General features: G+C 39.8%; 24 protein-coding genes. 17 read left to right on the top strand and 7 right to left on the bottom strand.

Translation table 11 applies throughout. The features are described from left to right. Positions 1 to 200: 200 nt before the first annotated feature. On the top strand, positions 201 to 1,307 hold the full coding sequence (aroC, locus tag ABTV71_RS05375) for a chorismate synthase (RefSeq protein WP_121126457.1): 1,107 nt from the start codon (positions 201 to 203) through the stop codon (positions 1,305 to 1,307). Further along, positions 1,294 to 2,148, top strand: coding sequence for an ROK family protein (locus tag ABTV71_RS05370; RefSeq protein ID WP_433902433.1), 855 nt, complete (start codon positions 1,294 to 1,296; stop codon positions 2,146 to 2,148). The genes aroC and ABTV71_RS05370 overlap by 14 nt, the downstream gene beginning before the upstream one ends. Positions 2,149 to 2,268: 120 nt before the next feature. Here the strand turns inward: ABTV71_RS05370 and ABTV71_RS05365 are convergent, their stop codons facing one another. Next, positions 2,269 to 4,686, bottom strand: a complete 2,418-nt coding sequence (locus tag ABTV71_RS05365) for an alpha-ketoacid dehydrogenase subunit alpha/beta (RefSeq protein ID WP_433902432.1) — start codon at positions 4,684 to 4,686, stop codon at positions 2,269 to 2,271. A 278-nt stretch (positions 4,687 to 4,964) separates the two neighbouring features. Here ABTV71_RS05365 and ABTV71_RS05360 point away from each other — a divergent pair, with 278 nt between their 5' ends. From ABTV71_RS05360 to ABTV71_RS05350, 3 genes are read left to right on the top strand one after another with little or no spacing between them, the layout of a single operon-like run. Beyond that, positions 4,965 to 6,155 (top strand): DEAD/DEAH box helicase, encoded by a 1,191-nt coding sequence (locus tag ABTV71_RS05360; protein WP_433902431.1) that lies wholly within the window; start codon positions 4,965 to 4,967, stop codon positions 6,153 to 6,155. 52 nt (positions 6,156 to 6,207) lie between these two features. Continuing rightward, on the top strand, positions 6,208 to 6,954 hold the full coding sequence (locus ABTV71_RS05355; RefSeq protein WP_433902430.1) for a hypothetical protein: 747 nt from the start codon (positions 6,208 to 6,210) through the stop codon (positions 6,952 to 6,954). Between the two features lie 36 nt (positions 6,955 to 6,990). Continuing rightward, positions 6,991 to 7,446: an NUDIX domain-containing protein gene (locus ABTV71_RS05350; protein WP_433902429.1), complete on the top strand. Its 456-nt coding sequence runs from the start codon at positions 6,991 to 6,993 to the stop codon at positions 7,444 to 7,446. 416 nt (positions 7,447 to 7,862) lie between these two features. Here the strand turns inward: ABTV71_RS05350 and ABTV71_RS05345 are convergent, their stop codons facing one another. Beyond that, positions 7,863 to 8,576: a class I SAM-dependent methyltransferase gene (locus ABTV71_RS05345; RefSeq protein WP_433902428.1), complete on the bottom strand. Its 714-nt coding sequence runs from the start codon at positions 8,574 to 8,576 to the stop codon at positions 7,863 to 7,865. Positions 8,577 to 8,772: 196 nt separating this feature from the next. Here ABTV71_RS05345 and ABTV71_RS05340 point away from each other — a divergent pair, with 196 nt between their 5' ends. Both ABTV71_RS05340 and ABTV71_RS05335 read left to right on the top strand, forming a co-directional pair. After that, positions 8,773 to 9,657 (top strand): LysR family transcriptional regulator, encoded by an 885-nt coding sequence (locus ABTV71_RS05340; protein ID WP_121126464.1) that lies wholly within the window; start codon positions 8,773 to 8,775, stop codon positions 9,655 to 9,657. 30 nt (positions 9,658 to 9,687) lie between these two features. Continuing rightward, positions 9,688 to 10,824, top strand: a complete 1,137-nt coding sequence (locus tag ABTV71_RS05335) for a serine hydrolase domain-containing protein (protein ID WP_433902427.1) — start codon at positions 9,688 to 9,690, stop codon at positions 10,822 to 10,824. Positions 10,825 to 10,974: 150 nt separating this feature from the next. On the opposite strand, the gene ABTV71_RS05330 is transcribed toward ABTV71_RS05335, so the two are convergent. Together ABTV71_RS05330 and ABTV71_RS05325 are read right to left on the bottom strand one after the other, a co-directional pair. Beyond that, positions 10,975 to 11,499, bottom strand: coding sequence for a glutathione peroxidase (locus ABTV71_RS05330; protein WP_121126466.1), 525 nt, complete (start codon positions 11,497 to 11,499; stop codon positions 10,975 to 10,977). A gap of 12 nt (positions 11,500 to 11,511) precedes the next feature. Further along, entirely contained in the window at positions 11,512 to 12,378 is an 867-nt protein-coding gene (locus ABTV71_RS05325) for an N-acetylglucosamine kinase (RefSeq protein ID WP_108636951.1), read from the bottom strand. 260 nt (positions 12,379 to 12,638) lie between these two features. Between ABTV71_RS05325 and ABTV71_RS05320 the strand changes: the two genes are divergently transcribed. Continuing rightward, entirely contained in the window at positions 12,639 to 14,384 is a 1,746-nt protein-coding gene (locus ABTV71_RS05320; RefSeq protein ID WP_433902426.1) for a M61 family metallopeptidase, read from the top strand. Between the two features lie 99 nt (positions 14,385 to 14,483). Here ABTV71_RS05320 and ABTV71_RS05315 read toward each other — a convergent pair whose 3' ends face one another. Further along, positions 14,484 to 14,984 (bottom strand): hypothetical protein, encoded by a 501-nt coding sequence (locus tag ABTV71_RS05315; protein WP_121126468.1) that lies wholly within the window; start codon positions 14,982 to 14,984, stop codon positions 14,484 to 14,486. Between the two features lie 169 nt (positions 14,985 to 15,153). Between ABTV71_RS05315 and ABTV71_RS05310 the strand changes: the two genes are divergently transcribed. Then, on the top strand, positions 15,154 to 16,920 hold the full coding sequence (locus ABTV71_RS05310) for an AMP-dependent synthetase/ligase (RefSeq protein ID WP_433902425.1): 1,767 nt from the start codon (positions 15,154 to 15,156) through the stop codon (positions 16,918 to 16,920). 35 nt (positions 16,921 to 16,955) lie between these two features. Next, a complete protein-coding gene (locus ABTV71_RS05305) occupies positions 16,956 to 17,957 on the top strand; it encodes a YihY/virulence factor BrkB family protein (protein WP_121126470.1) in 1,002 nt (333 codons plus the stop codon). 5 nt (positions 17,958 to 17,962) lie between these two features. Here ABTV71_RS05305 and ABTV71_RS05300 read toward each other — a convergent pair whose 3' ends face one another. Further along, entirely contained in the window at positions 17,963 to 18,649 is a 687-nt protein-coding gene (locus ABTV71_RS05300; protein ID WP_433902424.1) for a hypothetical protein, read from the bottom strand. Positions 18,650 to 18,715: 66 nt separating this feature from the next. Then, positions 18,716 to 19,327: a WbqC family protein gene (locus ABTV71_RS05295; protein ID WP_433902423.1), complete on the bottom strand. Its 612-nt coding sequence runs from the start codon at positions 19,325 to 19,327 to the stop codon at positions 18,716 to 18,718. A gap of 88 nt (positions 19,328 to 19,415) precedes the next feature. Between ABTV71_RS05295 and ABTV71_RS05290 the strand changes: the two genes are divergently transcribed. From ABTV71_RS05290 to rplI, 7 genes are all read left to right on the top strand, one after another. After that, positions 19,416 to 20,282, top strand: coding sequence for a lysophospholipid acyltransferase family protein (locus tag ABTV71_RS05290; RefSeq protein WP_121126473.1), 867 nt, complete (start codon positions 19,416 to 19,418; stop codon positions 20,280 to 20,282). Next, complete coding sequence (locus ABTV71_RS05285) at positions 20,279 to 21,310, top strand: glycosyltransferase family 2 protein (protein ID WP_433902422.1); 1,032 nt, start codon at positions 20,279 to 20,281, stop codon at positions 21,308 to 21,310. Before ABTV71_RS05290 ends, ABTV71_RS05285 begins: the two co-directional genes overlap by 4 nt. 119 nt (positions 21,311 to 21,429) lie before the next feature. Next, positions 21,430 to 23,454 carry an NAD-dependent DNA ligase LigA gene (gene ligA, locus ABTV71_RS05280; RefSeq protein WP_433902421.1) on the top strand — a complete coding sequence of 675 codons (2,025 nt, stop codon included), beginning with the start codon at positions 21,430 to 21,432 and terminating at the stop codon, positions 23,452 to 23,454. Positions 23,455 to 23,491: 37 nt separating this feature from the next. Then, positions 23,492 to 24,370, top strand: coding sequence for a 4-hydroxy-tetrahydrodipicolinate synthase (dapA, locus tag ABTV71_RS05275; protein ID WP_433902420.1), 879 nt, complete (start codon positions 23,492 to 23,494; stop codon positions 24,368 to 24,370). A gap of 144 nt (positions 24,371 to 24,514) precedes the next feature. Further along, positions 24,515 to 24,883: a 30S ribosomal protein S6 gene (gene rpsF / locus ABTV71_RS05270; protein ID WP_104385828.1), complete on the top strand. Its 369-nt coding sequence runs from the start codon at positions 24,515 to 24,517 to the stop codon at positions 24,881 to 24,883. Then, on the top strand, positions 24,883 to 25,146 hold the full coding sequence (gene rpsR, locus ABTV71_RS05265) for a 30S ribosomal protein S18 (RefSeq protein WP_028071347.1): 264 nt from the start codon (positions 24,883 to 24,885) through the stop codon (positions 25,144 to 25,146). Before rpsF ends, rpsR begins: the two co-directional genes overlap by 1 nt. A 15-nt stretch (positions 25,147 to 25,161) precedes the next feature. Beyond that, complete coding sequence (gene rplI / locus ABTV71_RS05260; RefSeq protein WP_121126477.1) at positions 25,162 to 25,605, top strand: 50S ribosomal protein L9; 444 nt, start codon at positions 25,162 to 25,164, stop codon at positions 25,603 to 25,605. The last annotated feature ends 140 nt before the right edge of the window (positions 25,606 to 25,745 follow it).

Below are 25,745 nucleotides of genomic sequence, written 5' to 3'. Positions count from 1 at the left end.
GAGAGTATAATTATAAGTTCCCGGTTTTTACAACCTATATACACGCTTTTAATAGCTTTAATGACGACAAAAGGAAGACTATCCGCAGACGGACGTAGATATGATTTAAAATAATCAAAATTGACAAAGTAAGGTTTTATGATAGTGTTTTCATTGCATTTAAAGGCAAATTTATCTAAGTTTATTGAAATTTAATTTTTATGGCAGGAAACTCATTTGGCGATTTATTCAGAATCAGCACTTTTGGTGAATCACACGGTAAAGCGATCGGTGTAATTATTGATGGTTGCCCCTCAAATATAACGATAGACGAAGAGTTTATACAGTCTGAACTAGATAAACGGAAACCCGGACAGTCCAGGATTACCACACAACGAAAAGAAAGCGATACTGCTCAGATATTATCGGGCGTATTCGAAGGCAAGTCAACCGGAACACCGATTGCCATTGTTATACCTAATGAAGATCAACGTTCCAAGGACTATACCCACATTAAAGATATCTTCAGACCTTCACATGCGGACTTCACCTACCAGATGAAATATGGCATCCGTGACTACCGCGGCGGTGGCCGTTCCTCGGCCCGCGAGACAGCTGCCCGTGTTGCTGCAGGTGCTGTTGCGAAGAGCTTTCTACAACAATTTGGCATTGAAATCTTTGCCCATGTTTCCGGTGTAGGCACGATCGAAGCTCCGAATTTGGACACCAAAGATCTTAAAGCCTTGCTTGAGCTACGCGAATCCAATATCGCGCGCTGCGCTGATCCGGCCACAGCCAATGAAATGGTCGCATTTATAGATTCCGTAAGAAAAGCTGGTGATACAGTAGGTGGACGCATTTCGGCAGTGATAAGACATGTTCCCGTTGGACTTGGAGAACCTGTATTTGACAAACTCCATGCTGACCTCGCCAAAGCAATGATGAGTATCAATGCCGTACACGGATTCGAATATGGATCAGGTTTTGCGGGTTCGGAGTTGCGAGGTTCCGAACATAATGATATATTTGTAGCAGATGACCATGATTTAAATCAAGTGCATACACATACCAATTTCTCCGGGGGAATACAGGGCGGTATATCAAACGGTATGGATATTACTTTTAAAGTAGCATTTAAGCCTGTTGCCACCATCATGAGAGATCAAGAAACAGTCGATATCCATGGCAACCCGGCCATCGCAAGTGGAAAGGGAAGACATGATCCTTGTGTTGTTTCGAGGGCGGTAATTATTGTAGAAGCCATGGCGGCACTTGTAATTGCGGATCATCTACTTAAACATCAAAGTTACAAACATGCTGCAAGATAATTATGTCGTAGGTGTTGACATTGGAGGCACTCATATTTCCGCCTGTATCATTGACACCAAACAATGGAATATACATTTAGAGAACGTGGTCAGAAACCACGTTTTTTCTCAAGGAGATGCTAAAACGATTTTACACACCTGGGCCTCCGCAATACGGGATAGTATGACCACCTCACCCACTGCTATTCAATTCATTGGCATAGCAATGCCGGGGCCTTTTGACTATGAAAATGGGATTTCTAAAATGTTAGGACAAAGCAAGTACGACAACTTGTACGATCAAGACATTAAAAGCCTTTTATCTGCTGAGCTGGGTTTACCGCCTACCGCCATTCACTTTATCAATGATGCAGCTGCTTTCCTACAAGGGGAGATATTTGTACAGCACCTTCAGACCAACCCGAGGATACTCGGGATTACATTGGGGACTGGCTTAGGGTCTGCCGTATGGAATAACGGCGAAAAAGCTTTCGATGCAGATCTATGGAATACACCTTACAAGGAAAGTATCTTTGAAGAATATCTTGTGACAAGATGGTTTGTCAAACGCTTCAAAGAGATCACAGGGAAAAATGTCACCGGTTTAAAGGAAATCTTGGACAATCATAGAGAAACGGCTGCATTCACAACAATCAAGGATGAATACGCAACACATCTCTTTGATTTTATGCAATTTTTTGAAGAAAAATACCAGACGAATATCTTTATTATTGGTGGCAACATCGCAAAAGCACTTCCTATCTTTATCGCGGACCGGGAAGAATTCAATAGATTCACCATGCATACAGCTATATTGGGGGAAAAGGCAGCCATGATTGGCGCCGCAAGCATATTCAGTTAGTTCAGGGACTTAAAAACACAAAATAGCGTTCCCCCTGAAAAAGAATACTATTCAAAGAGCTTCTTGCAAGCAGCTCTTTGAATAGTATCGCTAAAATAACAGATCCCAAGAAATATCCATCTATTCAAACATAGATGGATATTTTTCTGGATTAGCCTCATGCATGATTGCATATACCGTTTCGACAACATCATCCGAAGATGGCTTCGAAAAATAGTCACCATCCGAACCATAAGGAGGTCGGTGCGCTTTTGCTGACAATGTCCGAGGTTGGCTATCAAGCAAATAATAACCATTTTGATTTTCAAGTATTTCTTGTAATATAAATGCGGCAGCACCTCCGGGTACATCCTCATCTACCACTAACAACTTATTTGTTTTTTTCAGAGACTCCGCACATAATTGTGCTTTGTCAAACGGCAACAAGGTCTGGGCATCGATAATCTCGATAAATACCCCAAGACGTTCCAATTCTACAGCAGCTTCTTCGACAACGCGTAACGTTGAACCGTAGGAGACTACCGTAATATCTTGTCCTTCTTTAATACGCTCTGCATAACCGATCGGCACCGTAAATTCACCAACATTTTCTGGCAAACGTTCTTTGAGGCGATATCCATTCAAACATTCAACGACAATAGCCGGTTCATCTGAGCGGAAAAGCGTATTATACATTCCAGCAGCTTGTGTCATATTACGAGGTACACAGACATGCAATCCTCTTAAGGAGCCCAATATCACAGACATCGGTGATCCCGAATGCCATACACCTTCCAGTCGGTGTCCGCGGGTACGGATAATGACCGGTGCTTTTTGTCCGCCGAACGTACGGTAACTTAAGCTGGCTAAATCGTCACTGGCAACCGTGATACCGTAGATCAGATAATCTAAGTATTGAATTTCAGCAATTGGTTTTAACCCACGGATCGCCAATCCGATCCCTTTACCGATAATTGAATTTTCGCGGATCCCGGTATCAAATACGCGATGTGCACCGAGCTTATCCTGTAGACCTGCAAATCCTTGGTTGACATCCCCTATTTTCCCCACATCTTCCCCGAATGCCAATAAACGTTCATCACGTCGAAAATTTTCTTCAAAACAAAGATTCAACACTTCCCGACCATCCACGATTTTAGAATCTTCATTATAAATCGCTGCTACTGCAGGGACATTGAAGGGAGAATCAACACCATCAGTAAATAATTTCGAATTGTACCGTTTCTCGTTAATCTCCTGCTTAACTTTATACCAATTCAACAATTCCTGACGACCTTCTGTCTGTTTTCCCTTTAGCTCATGCAAGATCTTCCGGACCTGTCCATACACCTCTTTCAACGAAGGTTCTACCATCGATTGCAGTTTTTTTGCTGCGAAGTCCGCTTTCTCATTTGGAATTCGAGCCAATAAATCAATGGCTTCTTTTGCTTCCAGCGTCAACGTTCTGATATAGTCAGCCCAAGCCCTTTTTTGTTCCTGACGAACAAAATCTTTGGCCTCACGATCCAATTGATCCAACTCTTCATCCGTAGCAATGCCCGAACTTTGAATCCATTCCTTCATTTTGGCGATACAGTCGAAGTCCGTTTCCCACTGCAGGCGTTCCTGAGATTTATAACGCTCGTGGGATCCCGAAGAGGAATGCCCTTGTGGCTGTGTCAGTTCGGTCACATGAATCAAACAAGGGATATGTTTTTCTCTTGCAATGCTGGCAGCCTGCTCGTAAGTTTCACACAAGCCCGCATAGTCCCAACCTCTGACCTTGAAAATTTCGATTCCGTTGGTCAGCTCCTCTTTTTGAAAACCCTTTAGGATTTCAGAAATATCACCTTTCGTGGTCTGTATTTCATTGGACACTGAAATTCCGTAACCATCATCCCAGATAGAAATAACTGTAGGTATCTGATGCACTCCGGCAGCATTGATAACTTCAAAAAATACCCCCTCCGAAGTTGCGGCATTCCCTATGGTACAGAAGGTAACTTCATTTCCTTTATTCGAGAAATAGGACAAATAATCCAAATTTCTGTTTTGCTTATACAATTTAGAGGCCAATCCGAGTCCCAGCACCCGCGCCATCTGCCCACCTGTGGTGGATATATCTGAGAAGGAATTCTTCTGCACGGTTTGATCAAGCCAATTCCCCTGATCATCCAATACCCGCGTAGAAAAATGACAGTTCATTTGCCGACCGGCGGAAGAAGGATCTGCCTCAACATCCGGATGTGCATACAATTGAGAAAAAAAACGGTAAACATCACTGATGCCCGAAGCAAATATAAATGTTTGGTCACGGTAATATCCCGACCGCCAATCGCCATTTCTGAAGACCTTAGCCATCGCAATTTGTGCCAACTCTTTTCCATCGCCAAAAATACCAAACTTCGCCTTACCGGTAAGCACTTCTTTACGTCCCAATAAACTCACGTAACGACTCTCCAAGGCAGTTCGATAATCATTCACAATAATCTTTTTGAACTCGTCAAAGCTCAAAGTGGAAATAGATTCATTGTTTTGGTCAAATGCAGTATCAAGCATATTCTTTTTTGTTTCAACAAATTTAACAAAAATATTATTCTATATAATTGGTGTTTGTCAAATAAATTGACAATCAATGGTTCGTATTTGAAATAGAATATTCTAATTTCTCAAATTAGTACTTTTTGAGAAAAATTCCTAATTTTTGTAGATTTTTAATTATTATACATAAGGATTAAAGTCTAGCGATAGGGATCAGAAATTATACTTTCTTTTCTCTCAACAGATAGTAAACATGAGATTGCGATAGATCTTCTTTTTAATTTTATTTTTTTACTGTGAATTTTTCAGCACTTCAACTCAATAAGCTTCTTTTTTCGAACATTGAAAAACAGAAGCTTTCGGTACTAACAGCTGTCCAGGAACGAGTTATCCCTGCCCTATTGGATGGCAAAGATTGTCTGGCGATTGCCCCTACGGGCACCGGAAAAACCGAAGCTTTCGCCATTCCGCTCGTTCAACATTTATTAGAAAAGGGTCAAAGGGAACATGCCTCCGTCCTTATTCTGCTTCCAACACGTGAACTCTGCATCCAAACGAAAGATAGAATCGCTAAGCTGATTGAAGGTACCAGCCTCGGTATCGCATGCTTTTATGGTGGCGGAACTTACGAAAGCCAACTTGCGGACTACCCTAACGCTCACCTGGTCCTGGCTACTCCAGGCAGACTGCTTGACTTTCTGGAACAACAGGTTATTGATCTGAAATCGATAAACACCCTGGTCATTGATGAATTTGATCAACTGCTCGATCTGGGTTTCGCACTAGAAATCAATAAAATTATGCAGGCACTTCCTACGGAAAGACAGTCTATTTTCGTATCGGCAACTCGCACAGCTGAAATGGATAAGATCGTTCAGAAAAGACTCAAAAATCCAATCGAAATCGTCGTAGAAAATCAACTAAAAAAAGGAAAAATACACGAATATGTGATGTACGTTGATAAAAATGACAAGAAAAATCTCATCCGACATCTGCTTGAAAACAGGATAAATTCACAAGTGCTTATTTTCACACGTACTGTGCATGCTGCCGAACGAATTGTCACAGACCTTCAGCGAAATGGCATTTCGGCTCTCGCTCTATATGGCGATAAGTCGCAACAGCAACGGGAGGATATCGTCAGTAAATTTAGAAGCAGTGAAAACAGGGTATTAATAGCGACGGATTTATTAGCAAGAGGCATAGATTTCCCAAATCTTGAAGCTATTATTAATTATGAAGTACCAGACTCCCCTGAAACATACACACATCGTATCGGAAGAACAGGCCGTTCTCAGGCTGACGGCATGGCTATCACACTCTGCGACGCAGAAGACAATCAGAAATGGATAAAGCTACAATTAGCACTAAATAAACAGATACAGATTGACGATCAGCATCCATTTTTATTGAGTTGGGAAAAAATGCTGTCCAGCAGTCAAAGCAATACCCGAAAAGGCCAATCAAAATCGAGAAAACGTCGTTAAATTATAATTATTCTTTTACTTTTACCTGCAATTAACAAAATCACAGTCCAAGATGAGTACAATACATTTATTTGACGATAGTAATAATGCGAACGACAATCGCCTGGGGGATCTCGAAAAAACCATCATCATGAATAATCTGATGGAGGTTCCTTTTGACGAGCGGGATGAATTATGGCGCGATACTTTCTTAAACAACATAGCAGAATGCACCCTAAAGCTTGCTGAAACTGAAGTTGTGATCGGCCCGGACGGATTTCCTTATTTTCAGTTGGAAAGTGTGCCCAAGGACCAAAATTTCCAGGCTTTCGTCATCAAAAACCGCTTGAAGGATTTTGTATTGCCGAAAGGTTTTGGTATCGCCATCAATACACAAAATGGAAATCCGGATTGGATCTTTACTTATGGAGATTTGGTTAATTATTTCTTGAATGACGAGTTTTATACTGACCGGAGCATTTTTTCACAAAAAAATGAACAGACCACCATTGGTAAAGATGAAGAAATATTAGTTGGTCAACCATCGGAAACCATCCTACCGCGTCACGTCCGGACACAACTTCGCGAGTTTTTGGATTATTATGGTGTAAAGAACGCCAAAATTATGCTTATTGCACGTAACTATAAAGACGAAGAAAAAGTGTCCCAAGATCTGGTCTTTAATATCGTTGCCAATCAATTTAGGACAGAAAAAGAATTCACGGATATCATGGAAGCAATCGGCTGGTTCCTGCCCAGACATTATTCCTATATCGGATTGGATGAATTTGCGATTGAGAATGGCTTTATGCCATTGTAAAAGAAAAAATTTGATTATATAAACAGCGAATAAATAATGTTTCCATTTAACGTAAGAGTATACGGAATATTGATCAACGAGAAAGAAGAAGTGCTGATCAGTGACGAAAGGACGGAAAATGTTTCATTTACTAAATTTCCGGGCGGAGGATTAGAATATGGAGAGGGGCTATTAGAGGCCCTAATCAGAGAATACCAAGAAGAGTGCGCATTTGACATTAACGTCGTAAAACATATCTATACAACTGATTTTTACGAGAAATCAAGTTTCAATGATAGCCAGATCATATCAATTTATTATCAGGTCAAAAATACTTCAGCCATTCAGATCAGAACAACCACCAAGGCATTTGACTTTGATCCGAACGAGATAGTGGAAGACAATAAGCGTCAGTCTTTCCGATGGGTTCCTGTCCCTGTGCTTAGGACAGCAGATCTAACATTTAAAACGGATCAAGTTGCCTGGACAGAATTTTTGAAAACGCTGAAATGATAAGATTTTTTTTAATTTTCGTCAATTTTATTTGTATTTAAAAAATAAACACATATCTTTACGTAAACCAATGGAAATACTTTGTTTTTTTAAAGTATTGACCTTAATAATTACATTTTATTATTTTTTTGATATCTCGTAAGACGAGATGAGTGAAGAGAAAAGCGATATCAAACAGACATTGGTTTATTGAATTTGTAAATTCCTAGTCCTATAGGTTTTTTAATAGTTAGTGTGATTTTATGGCGATACTCCCCGTATCGCCTTATTTTTTGTCTTATTACGCGCTGTCTCTGTCGCCTTTATTTAGAGTATTTACACATCCGGAGAGCACGGTCAGGGACTCACTCTCATTTCTTTTTTAGAGATCTCTACCCCTGCTAAAACCTCAGCAACGACAGCAACAATTGCGGATCCTATTTGAATGCGACGAAAGAGGCAAAACACAAATTTTTATGCAATACATCTATATCTTTAAATCCGACTTTTGCCAATAGCTCAAGCTGATATACCAACGGCCTCGGTGTGTCCTCATGTTCGATATAGGCAAAGACATAATCGCGATATGCTTCATTTTGCAAATTCGTTAAGTAGGCTCCATATTTTTCGCGATAGATCAGCTGCTGGAGAGGCGCACTATTTTGTTCGATTAGATCGAAAATCCATACACTACCACCACTTTTGAGTAATCTAAAAAGTTTCTGGAATGCAGTCTCCCAATCCTGATCGTCCCGCAGATGATGTAATACCGCCGTCGCAATTATTACATCATATTTTCCCTCGGACAGATCGGCCTGCCGAAAATCGCTTTTCACCTGATGTACCCGTCCACTGGTAAGTGCTCCGACACGTTCTTTAGCACGTTCTAACATCGGTAAACTCAGATCAACTAAGGTAACATCTGGATTGGAACTGACTTTTTGCAATAATTTGACATCATAGTTACCTGCACCGCAGCCAATATCCAATACCTGCTCGAGCCCCGGGTAAAGGGATGAAATTGCATCCGTTATAAGTTCCATATTCCACACGGCATCCAATGTCGTCGCCTGCCCCGTCTCTAAATTAGCAAACCGCTCAACATCCTTGTCAAATCGCGTTTCAATCTCCTGTAATGTTGCTTTATTCATAGTAATATATTTATTTACGAGCTGACTATGCTCTGTTGTCTTTCAATGACTACATCGTATCCGGATCGTTTTGAAAAGCATGTCGGGCTTTTTCCGATAAGATAGGACATATAAATTTTAATTATTTAAAGGTAGTGTTAACTCGAATTCATTAAAAATATTTATTTTGTCATCGATTCATACCAAAAAAGTATCAATGGAAATCAGACATCTTATTTATTTCAAAACAGTAGCCGAGGAGCTTCACTTCGGAAGAGCAGCCGAGCGTTTATTTATGTCCCAACCACCGCTCAGTAGACAGATCAAAGATCTTGAAGATGAGCTTGGTGTTATTCTCTTCTTCAGAACAAACAAAAGGGTGGAACTGACCGAAGCCGGTAAATACTTTTTGGAAGAGGTCATCGAAATCCTTCAAAATTTAGAGCATAGCAAAACAATCACAAAACAGATCCATAACAATATCTCAGGGGAATTTAAATTAGGTTATATCAGTTCCACACCAAAACAGATGTTGGCAACAGTATTGAAACAGATTCAGCAAAAATTCCCCTATCTACGGGTCAGCCTATTTGAGACATCTACACAAAAACAAAAAGCAGCGTTAGAAAACGGAAAATTGGATCTCGGAATTATGCGTGCGCCCATATACGCTAGCGAGCTCCTGATCACACCGCTGTTCGAAGACCCAATGGTCATTGTGGGATCCACAGCAGTAGACTTCAAGGATATCAATTTTTTCAACGAGAATTTCATCTCCTTCAACCAAAAATACGCCTCTGAATACCATCGCTTAACAATCAATACTTGTAATCGCATGGGATTTGAACCCAAGATTGTGCACCAGAGCAATTCCATGTCTTCGATCCTCGAATTGGTATCACAAGGCTTAGGATTAGCTGTAGTACCTGCATCTACGATAAAACAGTATCCCCATCTGAAATTAAAAATTATGAAACTCGATGATATAGATAGCAAAACAGAAGTTATTTTGGTTTCCAATATAAAAAGTAAGAACAGTGCGCTCGGAGAGTTCATTCAATGTATTCAAAAGGAATACCTTAAATTTAATAAAGCATATTAAAAAAAGGACTGGTTTGTCCCGATTCAAACAATGAAAAAAACCATCATTTCCCTTCTTCCATTAACACTGTTGCTCCCCGTACTATTGTTCGGACAGCGGGCATCAGAAATTGACCAGAAATTGCAGGCCATTATGCAGCGCTATCAAGCGATAGGATTGAGTGTCGTACTCGTCAAAAACAACCAGATTGACTTTCATAAAAACTATGGTTACAAAAATATAAAAGACAAAACCCCATTACAGGACAACGACATCTTCCGGATAGCTTCCATATCAAAGTCATTTACCGCCACGGCTTTTATGCAACTCTTAAAACAGGGCCTCTGTTCTTTAGATGATGATTTCGGGGATCTAATCGGTTTCCCGATTAGAAATCCAAACTACCCTGAGGTAAAAATCACCCTGCGGATGGTACTTTCCCACACTTCCAGTATGAATGATAAAAACGGTTATTTTAACCTAGATGTGATCAACCCGTCCAAAAATCCGAACTGGAAAGATTCATACAACAGTTATGCCCCGGGCAGCCGATATCAGTATTGTAATCTAAATTTCAATATGGCGGGAGCCGTATTGGAGAAACTGACACAGATGCGTTTTGATAACTATATCTCCAAAAACATTCTCAAGCCATTGCAGCTTTATGGTGGATATTGTGTTGACTCACTGGATCATTCAAGATTAGTCCCTTTATACTCATTCGATGAAAAAGCTAATTTTATAGAAGAAGCAAATGCCTATGCTCCAAGACGCGATGAACTTGCAACTTATCACCTGGGCTATACGACTCCGATACTCTCTCCCACTGGTGGTATGAAAATATCAGCACTCGATCTCGCAAAATACATGCTCATGCACATGAACTATGGTACGACCAAAGGGAAAAAAATAATGGATAAAAAATATGCAAAGATCATGCAAACGGCGGTTAACAAGCAATCTGGTTATGGTCTCGCGATCATGAACGAAAGCAGCATTATTCCCGGCCTCACCCTAACGGGGCATACGGGATCTGCCTATGGATTATACAGTGCGCTATTTTTTAATCCCACAAAAAAATATGGATTCGTAGTGATCACCAACGGTTGCAACTTGCCAGATAGCGATAATTTCAATCCTTTGCTCAAAGACTGTATCCAAGCCCTATATGATAGCTTTATAAAATAGGCTGAAGTCTAAGGACAAAGTCTGACTGTCTGCCTCAAGCAGGAAAGAAAACAATTAAATGGATAGCAGCTTCCACAACAACGCATAAAAATACCCCCAAATAGTATTCGACTTTTTGGGGGTATCGTATCGTTGAGCGTATGGATTGATTTATTTTTTATTCTCAACCCAGTTTACAATTGCCGGATCCAATGGATTGGTTGCTGATCGAAAGCGGTGTACCAATTGACCATTTTCATCAATCAGGAATTTTTCAAAGTTCCATTTGATATCGCCGGTAAAATCCGGATTGTTTTGTGTGATCAAATATTTAAATAATGGCGAAATCTGATCACCTTTCACATCTACCTTTTCTGCCATTAAAAAATCCACACCATAATTCTGCTCACAAAATTCTTGAATCTCGGTGTTGGAACCCGGCTCCTGTTGTCCAAAGTTATTCGCTGGAAAACCAATGATCACCAATTTATCGCCAAAGGTCTTGTGTAGTTCTTCCAGGTCTTTATACTGTTTCGTAAAACCGCATTTAGACGCTGTATTGACGATCAAGATTTTCTTGCCTTTGAAATCGGACATTTTCACTTCCTGCCCATCCAGGGTCTTAAAAGTGAAATTATAAATTTCGGGATTGCCAAATAACATTGACATATACACCATAATAGTTGCTATAATCATATTTTTTTTAGTTTAAAGACTCAACAATGAGTTACTCTCTCTTTCCAATACAGCATTAAACAATTCATTTATAGGGGACTTGAGGATTGTTCCGACCTTAATCTGATGCGTTTCACACACTTCTCGTAATAATAAATCAAAACTGTAAGCAATTGACCCCACAAAGTGACACTCATACTGATTGTAATCAGCATAAGTTAAAATAGATGCCTGAACGAACTCTTCAAAACCTCCTTTTACCAGGTCGATGATAAATGGATGGGTAATATTATCAGACATGAAAGGCGCAAAAGATGCTAAAAAAGCATTTGGTCGTTCTTTCTGGTACACGTTTTTTATAACAATCTCTTTATTAATGCGGTATTTGACCGCAAATTTCTCGTTCAGATCTTTCGGCATACGCCCGTAAAGAAATAAACGAAGAAGCTTTTTCCCAAAATAGGCCCCAGAGCCTTCATCTCCCAACACATAACCGTTGCCGTTATGCGAAGGCATCAACTCTTCGCCATCAAAAAAACTCAGGTCCGATCCTGTACCAAGCGTGGCAACATATCCTTTTTTATTGCCACAGGTTGCCAGCGCACATCCGAAAAGATCATTCTCAACAGCGATATAGGCATTTTCGAACAAGGGAGTCAAGGCATTTGAAACCATTTCACGGCGATCTGGGGTAATGCAGCCAGCTCCAAAAAAATAAAGCTCCGTAACCTCATCCGCATAAGGTATTATTTCGGGTATCTCTTTAATAACCCGTGTAATTTCTTTTTCGTTAACGAAAAAAGGATTGAGTCCATTTGTACTGAACGAAATAGGTGCGCTGTCGGGCAATTCCAATTTCCAATCTGACTTTGACGAGCCACTATCAACAACTAAGATCATACAAATTCTTGATTATTTTCCCCTGATAAACTAGTGTATCAAATATACGAAAATTACGTCCAAACTGAAACGACGGTTCTTAAAGAAAATACGTATCTTGGATTTTTTATGTGATATCTTTACAATCCAATGAAACTTTTTAAATCAATTAAAGGCTGACGGATTTAATGAACTATTGAAGAACCAATAAAACATTTTTTTGTTTTGATTTAAGCATAAGATAATTTTAATTTTGTAAGCGCATACCAAAATCATCTTTCATGGATAGTGACCATTTAAATATACCCATAATAAACTTTGAGGTATCTTTTCCAGAAGTACAGGCTCATTACATTAACGTAAATATGAGCATAAAAAAACTCAATCAGCCTTATGTTGATCTCAAAATGCCAGTTTGGTCACCAGGCTCCTATTTAATTCGTGAATATGCAAAAAATGTAGAGCGATTTAAACCTGTTGATACTGATGGAAATCCCGTTCCCTTCTGCAAAATTTCAAAAAATACCTGGCGTGTTACAACAAATGCACTGGATCAGCTGCATATAAGCTATGCCGTATATGGCTTTGAAGTTTCTGTCCGCACGAATTTTTTTGACAGCGACCACGCATTTATAGTTCCAACAGCCACATTTCTACATATTGACGGTTATATCAACATTCCTTCGCAAATTGTTATCGTGCCAAAAGAGACTTGGAAAAGTATATCAACGGGACTGGAACGACTGACACAACATACTTTTCATGCACCTAATTTTGATGTTTTATATGATAGTCCGATTGAAGTAGGAAATCAGGACATCTGGAAGTTTCAGGCTGCGGGAGTAGAACACGAGTGTGCCATGGTAGGGGGTGGATCCTATGATAAAGAACGCCTTACAAAAGACATTACCCGTATTGTGGAAGAAGAAACCCGTATCTGGGGATCAAATCCCAATAAACGTTACGTCATCATCACCCACAATTATCAGTCTGGTGGCGGGGGGCTTGAACACCTCAACTCCACGGTATTGGGTGCGTCGAGAAATGCCTACCGAAATGAAAATAGCTACAAAACATACCTGAGTCTCGTTGCCCATGAATATTTTCATTTATGGAATGTAAAGCGACTTCGCCCTAAAGCACTGGGACCGTTTGACTATGATAGAGAGAACTATACCACGGGCTTGTGGATCATGGAAGGTTTCACCTCATATTACGACAATTTAATCATTAAACGCTGTGGATTCTACGATGAAAAGGAATACCTGACATTATTAGCAAATGATTTCAATATTGTCCTGAACCGTCCCGGGCATGAAATACAATCCGCGGCAGCATCGAGTTTTGACACTTGGATCAAATATTATAGGCCGGATGAAAATGCAATCAATTCCTCCATCTCCTATTATAATAAAGGAGCAATGCTTACAGCATTACTGGACATCAAAGTCATCGCAGCCACAGATGGAAAAATAAAATTGGATGATATCATCCGGGCGGCTTACGAAGAGTTTTTCTTAAACCTCAACCGTGGATTTGAAGAAAACGAATTCCAGAACCTTGCGGAACGTATTGCCGGCACTTCACTGGATGACATATTCCAGGCAGCCCACCAGGACGGTGAACTCGATTACAATGCCTACTTCAATTTGGTGGGCTATGAAATTGTAGACAGCAACAAAGATAAGGATGCCTTAACGTTGGGCATCACGACCAACAAAATAGATGGACTGATCAGCATCGCGACAGTTGAAAAAGGAACTGGCGCCTATGATGCGGGATTGAGCGTGAAAGATGAATTGATTGCAATAAATAATGTCAGATTAGATGTAAAAGACAAGGAGATGGATTTCATTACACAGCATGCTGCTGACGGCGACCTATTGAATTTCCTTATTGCAAGAGATGGGATCGTGCGGGAAATACCGGTCCAAATCAGAAAGAACAACAAGAAAATCTATGAGATCCGCCAGCTAAAAGACCAGACTTTCTTACAGGAGCTGCTGGGAAAAATCTGGATGGCCTGACGGGACTATTCCTGAGACGATTACACATCATGACACTTTAGTCACCGGCAATCATTTAAACAGCCCCGGCAAAAATATATTTTTGCCGGGGCTGTTTATTTAGAACTTATATCTCACCGAAAAACCAATCGGATCGAACACTTTGATGCTCGACTCATTCAAAAAGTCAAAATAGGGTTTTACATCCAGGGAAATCTGAAATGGAGCCTGAGGAATATTATATTCAATCCCCACGATACCGTCTATACTTAAATTAAGATGGGAGTCAAACGAATAGCGCTGCCCCGCTATAATTTTATCCTTTTCTTTGTAAGAACCGATACTTCCACCAAAGCCATAGTACCAATTTAGACCTGCTGTCAAAGGTTTGTAAATCTCGTATAATCCAACGACACGAAATCGTCGATAATTGGAATTGCTCTGAATACTCATAATACCTTCCAAAGCGTGATTCGAATTAAGCGTATGACGGTAAGTAATTCCTTGAGCAGAGCCAAATCGCCCTCCAATAGCGCCTCTATTATCCAACTGAGCTACAGCTTTATTGGACAATGCACCAAACATCAGCATTCCACCGACAGCCAAAAATATTTTTCTCATAAAAATTGAACGCGTTATATGCTTCTTTATATATACCAAAAGTAACAATTACAGCTATAACGACACAATGTTTAATTTGTTATGACATTAATCCCAATATCAACAACTTTATTTCTGATATTTTTTTTATATTTAAGTCAATAGTGGTAACCAAATAAACTCAAGTGATATGGGCAGAATTTTTGACTTTATAACCTTATATAAAGAAAAATACGCAAAGGACATTATGGTGGCAGGCCGAGATGCCAGTGGCAGCTGGAAAACGTATTCCACCAAAGAATATATAGCAGCAATTGACACTTTGAGTAGGGCACTACTAAAGTTGGACCTGAAGAAGGGGGACCGTGTGGGAATAATGTCCGGGAATAGGCCTGAATGGAATTTGGTTGATTTTGCCTGCAATCAAATAGGACTTGCAACTGTACCCCTCTATCCTACTTTGTCGGCACAGGACCTGTCATTTATCGTCAACGATTCGGATGTCAAAGTACTATTTGTAAGCAATAAAGAATTGACTGCACGTATTGGGCAAGCAATCAAAGAACATGGCATACAGCCACAGGTGTATACCTTTGACCAGATTGAAAATCATACACCTCTAAACGAATTAATAGCCAGCGCAGTAGATGAAACCACTGATCTATCCGCCCATCGCGATAGCGTCACGGAGGATGACCTGTTGACCTTAATTTATACTTCAGGAACTACAGGACGTCCAAAAGGGGTGTACCTCTCGCATAAAAACGTATATAGCAATGTCATGGCCTGTAATTATTTGATACGGGAGGATTTCAAAACCGCACTTAGCTTTCTTCCGCTATGCCATATTTTTGAGCGCATGGTGGTGTATATGTACTACTCGAAAGGTATCCAAATTTACTTTTCAGAAACCTTGGATAATGTGGTTGCCGATATCAATGATGTAAAACCAGACGTCTTTACCACGGTACCGCGCGTACTGGAAAAGGTCTATGACAAGATTATTGAAAAAGGCAAAGCGCTCACCGGAATTAAAAAGAAGTTGTTCTTCTGGGCCGTGGACTTGGGGCTAAAATTTCAGGAGCCGGGTAAAAATGGACTATTCTATAATTTGAAACTAGGTATTGCCCGCAAACTCATTTTTTCTAAATGGCAAGAAGCCTTAGGCGGCAATATTAAGATTATCGTATCCGGTGGAGCAGCGCTTCAAGAGCGCTTAGCACGCATATTTTGGGCAGCTGACCTGAAGGTACTTGAAGGCTATGGCCTAACAGAAACTTCGCCAGTTATTGCTGTAAACTCCTATTTACCCAATGGGTTAAAATTTGGAACAGTTGGAAAGCCGCTTAAAAACCTTGACGTAAAAATCGCTTCAGATGGTGAGATTCTTGTGAAAGGTCCTAGTATTACTATCGGATATTATCAAAATGAGGAGGCCACGAAAGAAGCTTTCGATGAAAATGGATTCTTCAAAACCGGAGATATCGGCGAAATTACTCCGGATGGTTTCCTAAAAATCACGGACCGGAAGAAGGAGATGTTTAAAACTGCGGGCGGAAAATACATTGCTCCCCAGTCTATCGAAAATAAATTAATGGAATCCACTATGATCGGACAGGTCATGGTGATCGGTGAAAACAAAAAATTCCCGAGCGCACTGATCGTTCCCGCCTTTGATGTCCTTTCAAAATGGGCCGCTCAAAAAGGGATATCCAGTAATTCCAATGAAGAAATCATCAAAAATCCTGAAGTTATTAAAAAATATCAAGACGAGATAAACCGATTATCAAGTAACTTTGGCCATTGGGAGATTGTCAAGAAATTCGTTCTTCTACCAAAAGAATGGACAATAAATGAGGGCCAGCTGACCCCAAAATTAAGTTTGAAACGAAAAGTTATTTTAAAAGAGAATGAAGCCGCGATCGACAAATTATATATAGAGCAGAATCAAGAATAACAATTTGCACGATTATTGGAGCTGTTAATCTTATTATGAAGCACGTTACACTAAAAGATCTATTTACATTCGGATACTGGAAAAATATTTGGCGAGTCATGATTGACGCCTTCAATGGATTCAACGATGACAAATGCATGAAGAAAAGTGCATCACTGGCTTATTATACAGTCTTTTCCATAGGTCCGCTGCTGATGATCGTCATTTGGTGTATCGGTTTCTTTTATGGAGAACATCTTGAAAGTGGTTCTTCTGCACAGGATCAGGTACTCGAAGAGGTCATGGTACTTTTTGGGCAAGATGTGACCACGCAGATTCAGTCCTATCTTCAGAAAATTACTTTTGAAAATAAATCCAATATGGGGATCACAATCGGTATTGTTACCTTGGTCATTTCCTCCACAACTTTGTTTGTGGATATTCAAGATTCAATAAACAATATCTGGAAAGTGAAGCCTAAGCCTAAGAAAGGCTGGCTAAAATTAATCATCAATAGACTAATTTCCTTTTCCATCGTAATTGCTTTAGGCTTCTTGTTAATTGCTTCATTGATGATAAATGGAGTTATAGTCGCAGTCACCAACTTGGTTATGACCTATTTCCCCATTATTCCGATTGCACTGATATCTTGGGTAAATACCGGTATTACGTTTTCTGTCATAGTGATCCTGTTTGGATTTATCTTTTCGTTTCTGCCCGATGCTAAGGTCAAATTCCGTGATATGCTCGGCGGAGCGATTTTCACCGGCCTTCTTTTTATGTTGGGCCGCTACGGCATCTCGCTTTATCTCAATCTTTCTTCCACGGCAAGTTTTTACGGTGCAGCTGGTTCGATCATCATCATGTTATTGTGGATCTATTATTCAGCCGCGATACTTTACTTTGGAGCAGAATTTACCAAATTTTATGCGATCAAATTTGGTGCAGGTATTGTCCCTTCTGCATTTGCCGTTGCCATTGAACAAACAGAAAAAGTAAAGAAAATGGGCCCCGATGCTGAGGCCCATATCGGCGATACAATCCAGATATCAAAATAACCCTACTATTTTTTCTCTTTTTTCCCGCTAATGGAACCATCTATGCCAATCACATCAATGACTCTATCACCAATTTGTGTGATATCTGATTTCAGGCCGATCATTACGGTAAAAATATTGACGGGTGTATGCTGTATTTTTCTAAAATTATGCAGATACCCCAATTCCAAGCCAAGAAAAAAGCCGTTAAATTTATAATCAGCTCCAGCACCTAATTTACTCGACAGATTAAAATGATTTTTATTTTCCATCTTAACGAGTTTCTGTTCGGTGAGCACATTCGCACGAGGCTCACTGGTCAATCCCACCCCCGGTCCCAGGAAACCGTAAACATTCAACCTGCGCATCTGTTTGCGCACGCCACCTGAAAAAGCAAAGGTATAGAAGTTCGTATTTGCATCTTCGATACGATAGGCAAAATCGGGATCAGGCAGAAGTTGCTTGTATTTGAATGACAATGTATACAATGTCGGGGAAACAAAAAACATCGAGTTTTTGAGGGAGATATCCAAACCAATGCTACCTGAAAATTTTTGGGAAAGTATATCTTTGGTCTTGCCTATGGGGAACCCCATTCCAGTTGTACCCCAATAATAAACTTTTCGGTAATGAATCGTGTCAACACCGCCCTGAGCATAGGTATTCATGCTCAGCAACAAAAGAACAATAAAAGCAAGAAGAAATCTTTTCATTTAAAAGCGTTTAATACTGAATAAGAACAATATTAAACGCATAATGTTCAAGCCCTCAAAAATATTTTAGAGATAGCTTTTGGATTGTGGTCCCTGATTAAACAAAAGATCAATAATACTCAAATCCGGATAAAAACCGTTTTTGTCCTGGAAAACCTGATAATATTCTTTGGGAGCGTCCAAAATGCTTTCCTTTTTTGGATGGATCACTTCGCGATAGTCAATTATTGCCGAATCATTTATACGATATTCCTCTGTAAAGGCAAGTGTTCGTCGTAGCTTAATTGACTTGAGTATGAGTTCCAGTTGCGCCATATTAAAGTCCAACAGATAATCAAATTTTTCGTGATAAAAATGACTAAAATCATCTTCATAATATTCAAAATACGCAGAGCTTCTGTAGGCTGTCTGAATACTCAGCCAATGTAAACGTTGCCAGTCAAATTCATAACTGATCCGGATATCTTTCATCGGAACCCGATCTTTGTTGCCATGTTGGATCGGAACGATTAGATCCTGTACCCCATTGGCAGAAGCAATACGGGCCCGTGTGCGATAGCTTTGTTTTTGAAAATGTTCGTATTTTTCGATCACTAGCGGAAGATTATGCTCCTGTATGGTATGAAAATAAGATATCGGCGGAAGATAACATGCTGGAAGTAATAACTGCGATTCCATAAAAACTGATGATTTTTGTTATAAGTGACGCAAAAATAACTTAAATTAAGGATATTTGTAAAATACTACTGGGAATTTTAGCTATAGCATGAAACAAAAAGCGTTAAGCGCATTAATCTATATCATCTCTCTTTTCCCCTATTGGTTTCTATATTTGATTTCCGATGGGTTATATTATATTCTTTATTACATTATTGGATATAGAAAGAATATTGTATTTCAAAATTTAGAAAATGCTTTTCCTGAAAAGAGCGATGCCGAACGAATAGCAATAGCAAAAAAATTCTATCGCTTTTTTCCGGACTTACTTATAGAATCCATCAAATTAAAAACAATTACCGCTGGTGAGGTCAGAAAAAAAATGACTTTGGATAATGAGGAAGAATTAATCCGTCATCTCGCTGCCGGAAAAAATGTAATTGGAGTCACCTCACATTATGCCAATTGGGAACTTGGAATTCATCGCTTGAGTCTGATTACTGATTTCCCGACCCTGATAGTTTATAAGCCGCTAAATAATAAAGATATCGATACGGTATATAATACCATGCGGGGGCGCTTTGGCGCTGAAATGGTTCCAATGAAACAGATTCTTAGACATATCGTCAAATTAAAAGGCCAACCTAACATTAGTATACTGGTCGCTGACCAGACGCCGATGTATTCTGATTCCGACTATTTTATCAATTGGCTGAATCAAGAAACATTGGTCTACACAGGCGCCGAGCGGCTATCAAGAATAAGCAAGGCCCCGGTCGTATTTTGTTATATTGGCCGGAAGAAAAAAAGAGGACAATACTTCTGTAAGTTTGTTACTTTGGTAGAAGACCCTTCCGAATATACTGAACATGAAATAACCGACTTACACAACCGATTTGCGGAGCAACTTATTCGTGAAAATCCCGAATATTGGCTGTGGTCACATAATCGCTGGAAAAGGAAACGCAGAAAATGAGTAAATTACCAAGAGTAGCTGTTGTCATACTCAATTGGAATGGCCGTTTCTTCCTGGAGAAATTCTTGCCTTCCGTCTACAACAGTTCTTATCCAAATATTGAGTTCGTCATCGGTGACAACGCATCCGATGATGATTCTATACTGTTTGTCAAACAGTACTACCCGACCATCAGCATTCTTGAAAACGACAAGAATTATGGTTTTGCCGGAGGTTATAACAAGGTCCTGGAACGTGTAGATGCAGATTATTATATCTTGCTGAATTCAGATGTGGAAGTATCTCAAAACTGGATAGAACCGGTTGTTGCTTATATGGAAAGCAATCCGAATATTGCGGCCGCCCAGCCCAAGATCCTCTCCTTCCATAGTAAAGAGAAATTTGAGCATGCCGGTGCAGCCGGAGGTTATATGGACTATTTGGGCTTCCCATTCTGTAGAGGAAGAATTTTGCATGAAGTTGAGGAAGACCATGGTCAATATGATCAGGAATCTGAAATTTTTTGGGCATCGGGAGCTGCACTTTTTATTCGGGAAAAAGCCTGGAAAGAAGCAAACGGTTTAGATGAGGATTTTTTTGCCCATATGGAGGAAATTGATCTGTGTTGGCGGTTAAAAAAAATGGGCTATGCTATTGGCTACTGCCCGACATCTGTCGTTTACCATGTCGGTGGTGGCACATTAAATGCTAGTAACCCCAAGAAGACCTATTTGAATTTTAGGAATAATCTGGTTATGTTGCAAAAGAATCTACCTTTGGGTAAGGCAATTTGGATAATTTTCCTGCGCCTATGGTTTGATTTTGCCGCATTGATGAAATTTCTCATTGACCGAAAGCCGAAAGATGCCTGGGCGATTAGTCGTGCCCATCAGTATTTCCTCCTGAATATTTTCAAAAATGCTAGAAAACGAAAGAAATACCGGGCGACAGAAAATCAGAAAGGGCTGTATAATAGTTCTGTCATTATTGATTTTTACGCGAATAATAAACATAAATTTTCGCAATTAAATCCGAAAGATTTTAAATAGGGTATTGAGCCCCCCAAACACAAAATGCACAAAAACGCATTTTAAAAATAAGGCACCCTTATCAATAAGATTCTTTATTTATTTTATTTAAACGTACTTTTTATTTGTAATTTTGCAACATGTCGGTGATGGATATTGAAAAAAAGATAAAAGACTTAACAGCAGAACTCAATCATTATAACTATCAATACTATGTATTGGCAGATAGTCTTATTTCAGATTATGACTTCGATCTTAAGCTAAAGGAACTCGAAGCACTGGAACGTCAATATCCAGAGTTCGCTGATCCTAACTCTCCTACACAACGCGTAGGAGGAGACATCACCTCCAAATTCAAAACAGAGAAACATCGTTGGCCCATGCTTTCATTGGGCAATACCTACAGCCAAGAGGAACTTTTTGATTTTGATCAACGGATCCGAAAGATCATTGGTGATCAGTTTGAGTATGTTTGTGAATTAAAATTCGACGGGCTTTCCATAAGCTTAACATATGAAAATGGACTGCTCAAAAAAGCAGTTACCCGTGGGGATGGAACTCAAGGTGATGTGGTGACAAACAATATCAAAACGATTCGATCCATTCCGATCAGACTCAAAGAGGGTGACTATCCTAGCCAGTTTGAAATCCGGGGAGAGATATTTATGCACAAATCTGCATTCCTTCGCCTAAATAAAGAACGCGAACAGAACGCGGAACAAACTTATGCCAATCCACGCAATTTTGCTTCGGGCACAATAAAACTTCAGGATTCTGCAGAGGTAGCCAAAAGACCCTTAGATTGTTTTCTGTACTTTTTATACTGCGACAATAGAACCAACCTATTTCATGATCACTGGAATAGCTTAGAACATGTAAAAAGCTGGGGATTTCACGTCTGTGAACACACAAAAAAGTGTAATTTACTGGCAGATGTCTTTGAATTTATTGACTATTGGGACACCGAACGACATAATCTCGGCTATGAAATCGACGGTATCGTTATCAAAGTGAATGATTATGCCCAACAGGAAGATTTAGGTTTTACGGCGAAGAATCCGAGATGGGCTATATCCTATAAATTCAAAGCGGAACGTGTTGAGACAACACTCAATACCATTAGCTACCAAGTAGGGCGTACCGGCGCAGTCACACCTGTAGCAAATCTCCAACCTGTCCTGTTGGCGGGAACGACGGTCAAACGCGCCTCTTTGCATAACGCCAATGAAATTGCCCGTTTAGATTTACATCAGGGCGATACTGTCTATGTAGAAAAAGGAGGCGAAATTATTCCTAAAATCATTGGAGTCAACCTTGAAAAAAGATTACCGGATACAACAGCTTTCATCTACCCGAACAGCTGTCCGGAATGTGGCACAACATTAAATAGACAAGAAGGCGAAGCCGTGCATTACTGCCCCAATGAAACCGGATGTCCACCGCAAATTGTTGGTAAAATGCAGCATTTTATCGGACGTAAAATGATGGATATCGAGGGTATGGGCGACGAGACGGTTGAGACTTTCTTCAAAAAGGGACTATTGCATAACATTGTTGACATCTATGGCTTAAAGGATCATCAGGAAGCCCTACAACAACTGGACCGTTTTGGCCAGAAATCCATAGATAACATGCTTGCCGGTATTGAAAAATCCAAAGAAAAACCGTTTGAAAAAGTGCTGTTTTCTTTAGGCATACGTCATGTCGGTGAAACTATCGCAAAAAAATTGGCGCAGCATTTCAAAAATATTGACGCTCTCGCACAAGCTTCTACAGAAGAAATCGAAGGGGTTCAGGATATTGGCCGTCGTATTGCCGAAAGTGTCAAAGAATATTTAGACAATCCCATCCATCAGCAACAGATCATTAGCTTAAGAAATTATGGCTTAAAGCTGGAAATTGAAGAAAGGGAAATTATTCTGGCCAGTGAAAATCTCAGCGGAAAAACGTTCTTGATTTCAGGTGTATTTGCAGATTATTCCAGAGAACAGCTAGCGGAATTAATCGAGAGCAACGGGGGGAAAATGCTCTCCTCCATTTCTGCAAAATTGAATTATCTGGTGGCAGGAGATAAAATGGGCCCTTCCAAATTAGCGAAGGCAGAGAAACTGGGCATCCCGATGATTAATGAGCAAGATCTATTAGACCTTATTCATTCCAAATAGGATTTTTTAATTAAATTTATATAAATACAAAAACAAGATGAACGAGCTTCACGGCGCAGGAGTAGCATTGGTCACTCCTTTCAACTCAGATGAATCTGTTGATTTCGAGGCATTGGGTCAACTCATTGACTTGCAGATTAACGCGGGTATGGATTATTTGGTTTCTTTAGGTACAACTGGAGAAGTTGCCACATTGACTAAAGAAGAACGAAAGCGTATCTGGGATTTCACTGTCAAGCGCGTGAACGGTAGACTTCCTTTGGTGGCGGGTATAGGCGGCAACAATACGGCAGAGATTATAGAACAGATCGAAGCATTTGATCCGACCGGTTTCTGTGCTATTTTATCTGTATCACCTTATTATAATAAACCAACACAGGAGGGAATTTACCAACATTATAAAGCTATCGCACAAGTTTCTCCATTGCCGGTTATATTATATAATGTACCGGGGCGTACGGGCAGTAATATGACCGCACAGACAACCTTGCGCCTGGCCAATGATTTTTCAAATATTGTTGCGATAAAAGAAGCTTCCGGCAATTTTGCCCAATTCAGCGAAATCTTGCGGGACAAACCGACAGATTTTTTATTGATTTCCGGCGACGATCCGGTAACCTTACCGATGATGGCGCTCGGTGCGGCGGGTATTATTTCGGTGATTGGAAACGCTTTACCAAAAAAGGTAGCCACATTGGCCAAATTATGTGCTGAGGGAAAATATAGCGAGGCCAGACCAATACACAATGGCTTACTCAAGATCACAGACTTATGTTTTATTGAGGGAAACCCAGCGGGGGTGAAATATATCCTTCAAGAACTGGGGATAGGAAAAGATGTTTTACGTCTTCCTCTAGTACCTGTCACCGAGAAAGTACAGGTGGCTATAAAAGAAGAACTGAAGAAATTGAACTAGCAGCAACTGTGTTCAGCGGAGAAAAGTTTAGATTCCCAAAGGATCTAAACTTTTTTGCTTCAAAGGATTGCAACATAACAATATAATACCTACCTTTGCACTTCCACAAAAGTGGAATTTTAAATAACAAAATTAATTAACACAATGCAACAGTACGAATCTGTAATCGTTCTTACCCCGTTGCTTTCTGAAGATGCTGCGAAAGAAGTAATCGCAAAATTCAAAAACATCTTAACAGAAGGCGGAGCCGAGATTGTCGCTGAAGACAATTGGGGTTTGAAAAAATTAGCGTATCCAATCCAGAAAAAATCTACTGGATTTTATCACTTAACTGAATTCAAGGCTCCAGGTGAATTAATCAACAAATTAGAGGTTGAATACAAACGTGATGAGCGCATTATGCGTTTCTTGACTGTAAGTTTAGACAAACATGCTAGAGCTTACAACGAGAAAAAACGTAGCGGTGCATTCAACAAAAAAGCTGAAACTAAAACTGAGGAGGGCGCAAACTAATGGCTAACGAAAATATCCAATACGTAACTGCTCCTAAAGTAGAGGACAACCGTAAAAAATACTGTCGTTTCAAAAAGAATGGTATCAAATATATCGATTATAAAGATGCTAACTTCTTGATGAAATTTGTGAATGATCAAGGTAAAATCTTACCTCGTCGTTTAACTGGTACATCTTTGAAATTTCAACGTAAAGTAGCTCAAGCTGTTAAACGTGCTCGTCACATCGGTTTGTTACCTTACTTAGCTGATGCAATTAAATAAGGAGGACGATAGAAAATGGAAGTAATTTTAAAACAAGATATCAAAGGCTTAGGTGAGCAAAACGATATCGTTAATGTAAAACCAGGTTTCGGTCGTAACTACTTAATCCCTCAAGGATTTGCTATTCAAGCGACTGAATCTGCAAAGAAAGTTTTAGCTGAGAACATCAAACAAGCTCAGTTCAAACAAGATAAAATCAAAAAAGACGCAACTGAATTAGCTGGTAAATTGGAAGCTGTAAAACTTTCAATCGGCGCTAAAGCAGGTGAATCTGGTAAAATCTTCGGTAAAGTAAATAGCATCCAGATTGCTGATGCATTGAAAGCAAAAGGTTTTGACGTAGATCGTCGTCGTATTACATTCGAAGTTGAACCTAAAGAATTAGGTGAATATATCGCTAACTTAAACTTACACAAAGAAGTTAAAGTTCAAGTTCCTTTCGAAGTAGTAGCTGAATAAGTTTATTATTTAGTACAAGATAAAAAAGCAGCTCTCCATAGGAGAGCTGCTTTTATTTGCTCCTTACCTTACCTTACCTTACCTTACCTTACCTTACCTTACCTTACCTTACCTTACCTTACCTTACCTTACCTTACCTT

It is taken from the genome of Sphingobacterium puteale, assembly GCF_050986225.1.
Taxonomy (GTDB): domain Bacteria; phylum Bacteroidota; class Bacteroidia; order Sphingobacteriales; family Sphingobacteriaceae; genus Sphingobacterium; species Sphingobacterium puteale.
This window is presented reverse-complemented; position numbering and strand designations above follow the sequence as displayed.

Bases quoted from the DNA above. Each gene is read 5' to 3' on its own strand.
- ABTV71_RS05355 (WP_433902430.1), top strand. From the start codon at position 6,208: ATGAGTACAATACATTTATTTGACGATAGTAATAATGCGAACGACAAT.
- ABTV71_RS05310 (WP_433902425.1), top strand. From the start codon at position 15,154: ATGGGCAGAATTTTTGACTTTATAACCTTATATAAAGAAAAATACGCA.
- ABTV71_RS05345 (WP_433902428.1), bottom strand. From the start codon at position 8,576: ATGAATAAAGCAACATTACAGGAGATTGAAACGCGATTTGACAAGGAT.
- ABTV71_RS05305 (WP_121126470.1), top strand. From the start codon at position 16,956: ATGAAGCACGTTACACTAAAAGATCTATTTACATTCGGATACTGGAAA.
- ABTV71_RS05290 (WP_121126473.1), top strand. From the start codon at position 19,416: ATGAAACAAAAAGCGTTAAGCGCATTAATCTATATCATCTCTCTTTTC.
- ligA (WP_433902421.1), top strand. From the start codon at position 21,430: ATGTCGGTGATGGATATTGAAAAAAAGATAAAAGACTTAACAGCAGAA.
- ABTV71_RS05370 (WP_433902433.1), top strand. From the start codon at position 1,294: ATGCTGCAAGATAATTATGTCGTAGGTGTTGACATTGGAGGCACTCAT.
- rplI (WP_121126477.1), top strand. From the start codon at position 25,162: ATGGAAGTAATTTTAAAACAAGATATCAAAGGCTTAGGTGAGCAAAAC.
- rpsR (WP_028071347.1), top strand. From the start codon at position 24,883: ATGGCTAACGAAAATATCCAATACGTAACTGCTCCTAAAGTAGAGGAC.
- dapA (WP_433902420.1), top strand. From the start codon at position 23,492: ATGAACGAGCTTCACGGCGCAGGAGTAGCATTGGTCACTCCTTTCAAC.
- ABTV71_RS05295 (WP_433902423.1), bottom strand. From the start codon at position 19,327: ATGGAATCGCAGTTATTACTTCCAGCATGTTATCTTCCGCCGATATCT.
- ABTV71_RS05330 (WP_121126466.1), bottom strand. From the start codon at position 11,499: ATGATTATAGCAACTATTATGGTGTATATGTCAATGTTATTTGGCAAT.
- ABTV71_RS05365 (WP_433902432.1), bottom strand. From the start codon at position 4,686: ATGCTTGATACTGCATTTGACCAAAACAATGAATCTATTTCCACTTTG.
- ABTV71_RS05320 (WP_433902426.1), top strand. From the start codon at position 12,639: ATGGATAGTGACCATTTAAATATACCCATAATAAACTTTGAGGTATCT.
- rpsF (WP_104385828.1), top strand. From the start codon at position 24,515: ATGCAACAGTACGAATCTGTAATCGTTCTTACCCCGTTGCTTTCTGAA.
- ABTV71_RS05285 (WP_433902422.1), top strand. From the start codon at position 20,279: ATGAGTAAATTACCAAGAGTAGCTGTTGTCATACTCAATTGGAATGGC.
- ABTV71_RS05350 (WP_433902429.1), top strand. From the start codon at position 6,991: ATGTTTCCATTTAACGTAAGAGTATACGGAATATTGATCAACGAGAAA.
- ABTV71_RS05335 (WP_433902427.1), top strand. From the start codon at position 9,688: ATGAAAAAAACCATCATTTCCCTTCTTCCATTAACACTGTTGCTCCCC.
- ABTV71_RS05340 (WP_121126464.1), top strand. From the start codon at position 8,773: ATGGAAATCAGACATCTTATTTATTTCAAAACAGTAGCCGAGGAGCTT.
- ABTV71_RS05300 (WP_433902424.1), bottom strand. From the start codon at position 18,649: ATGAAAAGATTTCTTCTTGCTTTTATTGTTCTTTTGTTGCTGAGCATG.
- ABTV71_RS05325 (WP_108636951.1), bottom strand. From the start codon at position 12,378: ATGATCTTAGTTGTTGATAGTGGCTCGTCAAAGTCAGATTGGAAATTG.
- aroC (WP_121126457.1), top strand. From the start codon at position 201: ATGGCAGGAAACTCATTTGGCGATTTATTCAGAATCAGCACTTTTGGT.
- ABTV71_RS05315 (WP_121126468.1), bottom strand. From the start codon at position 14,984: ATGAGAAAAATATTTTTGGCTGTCGGTGGAATGCTGATGTTTGGTGCA.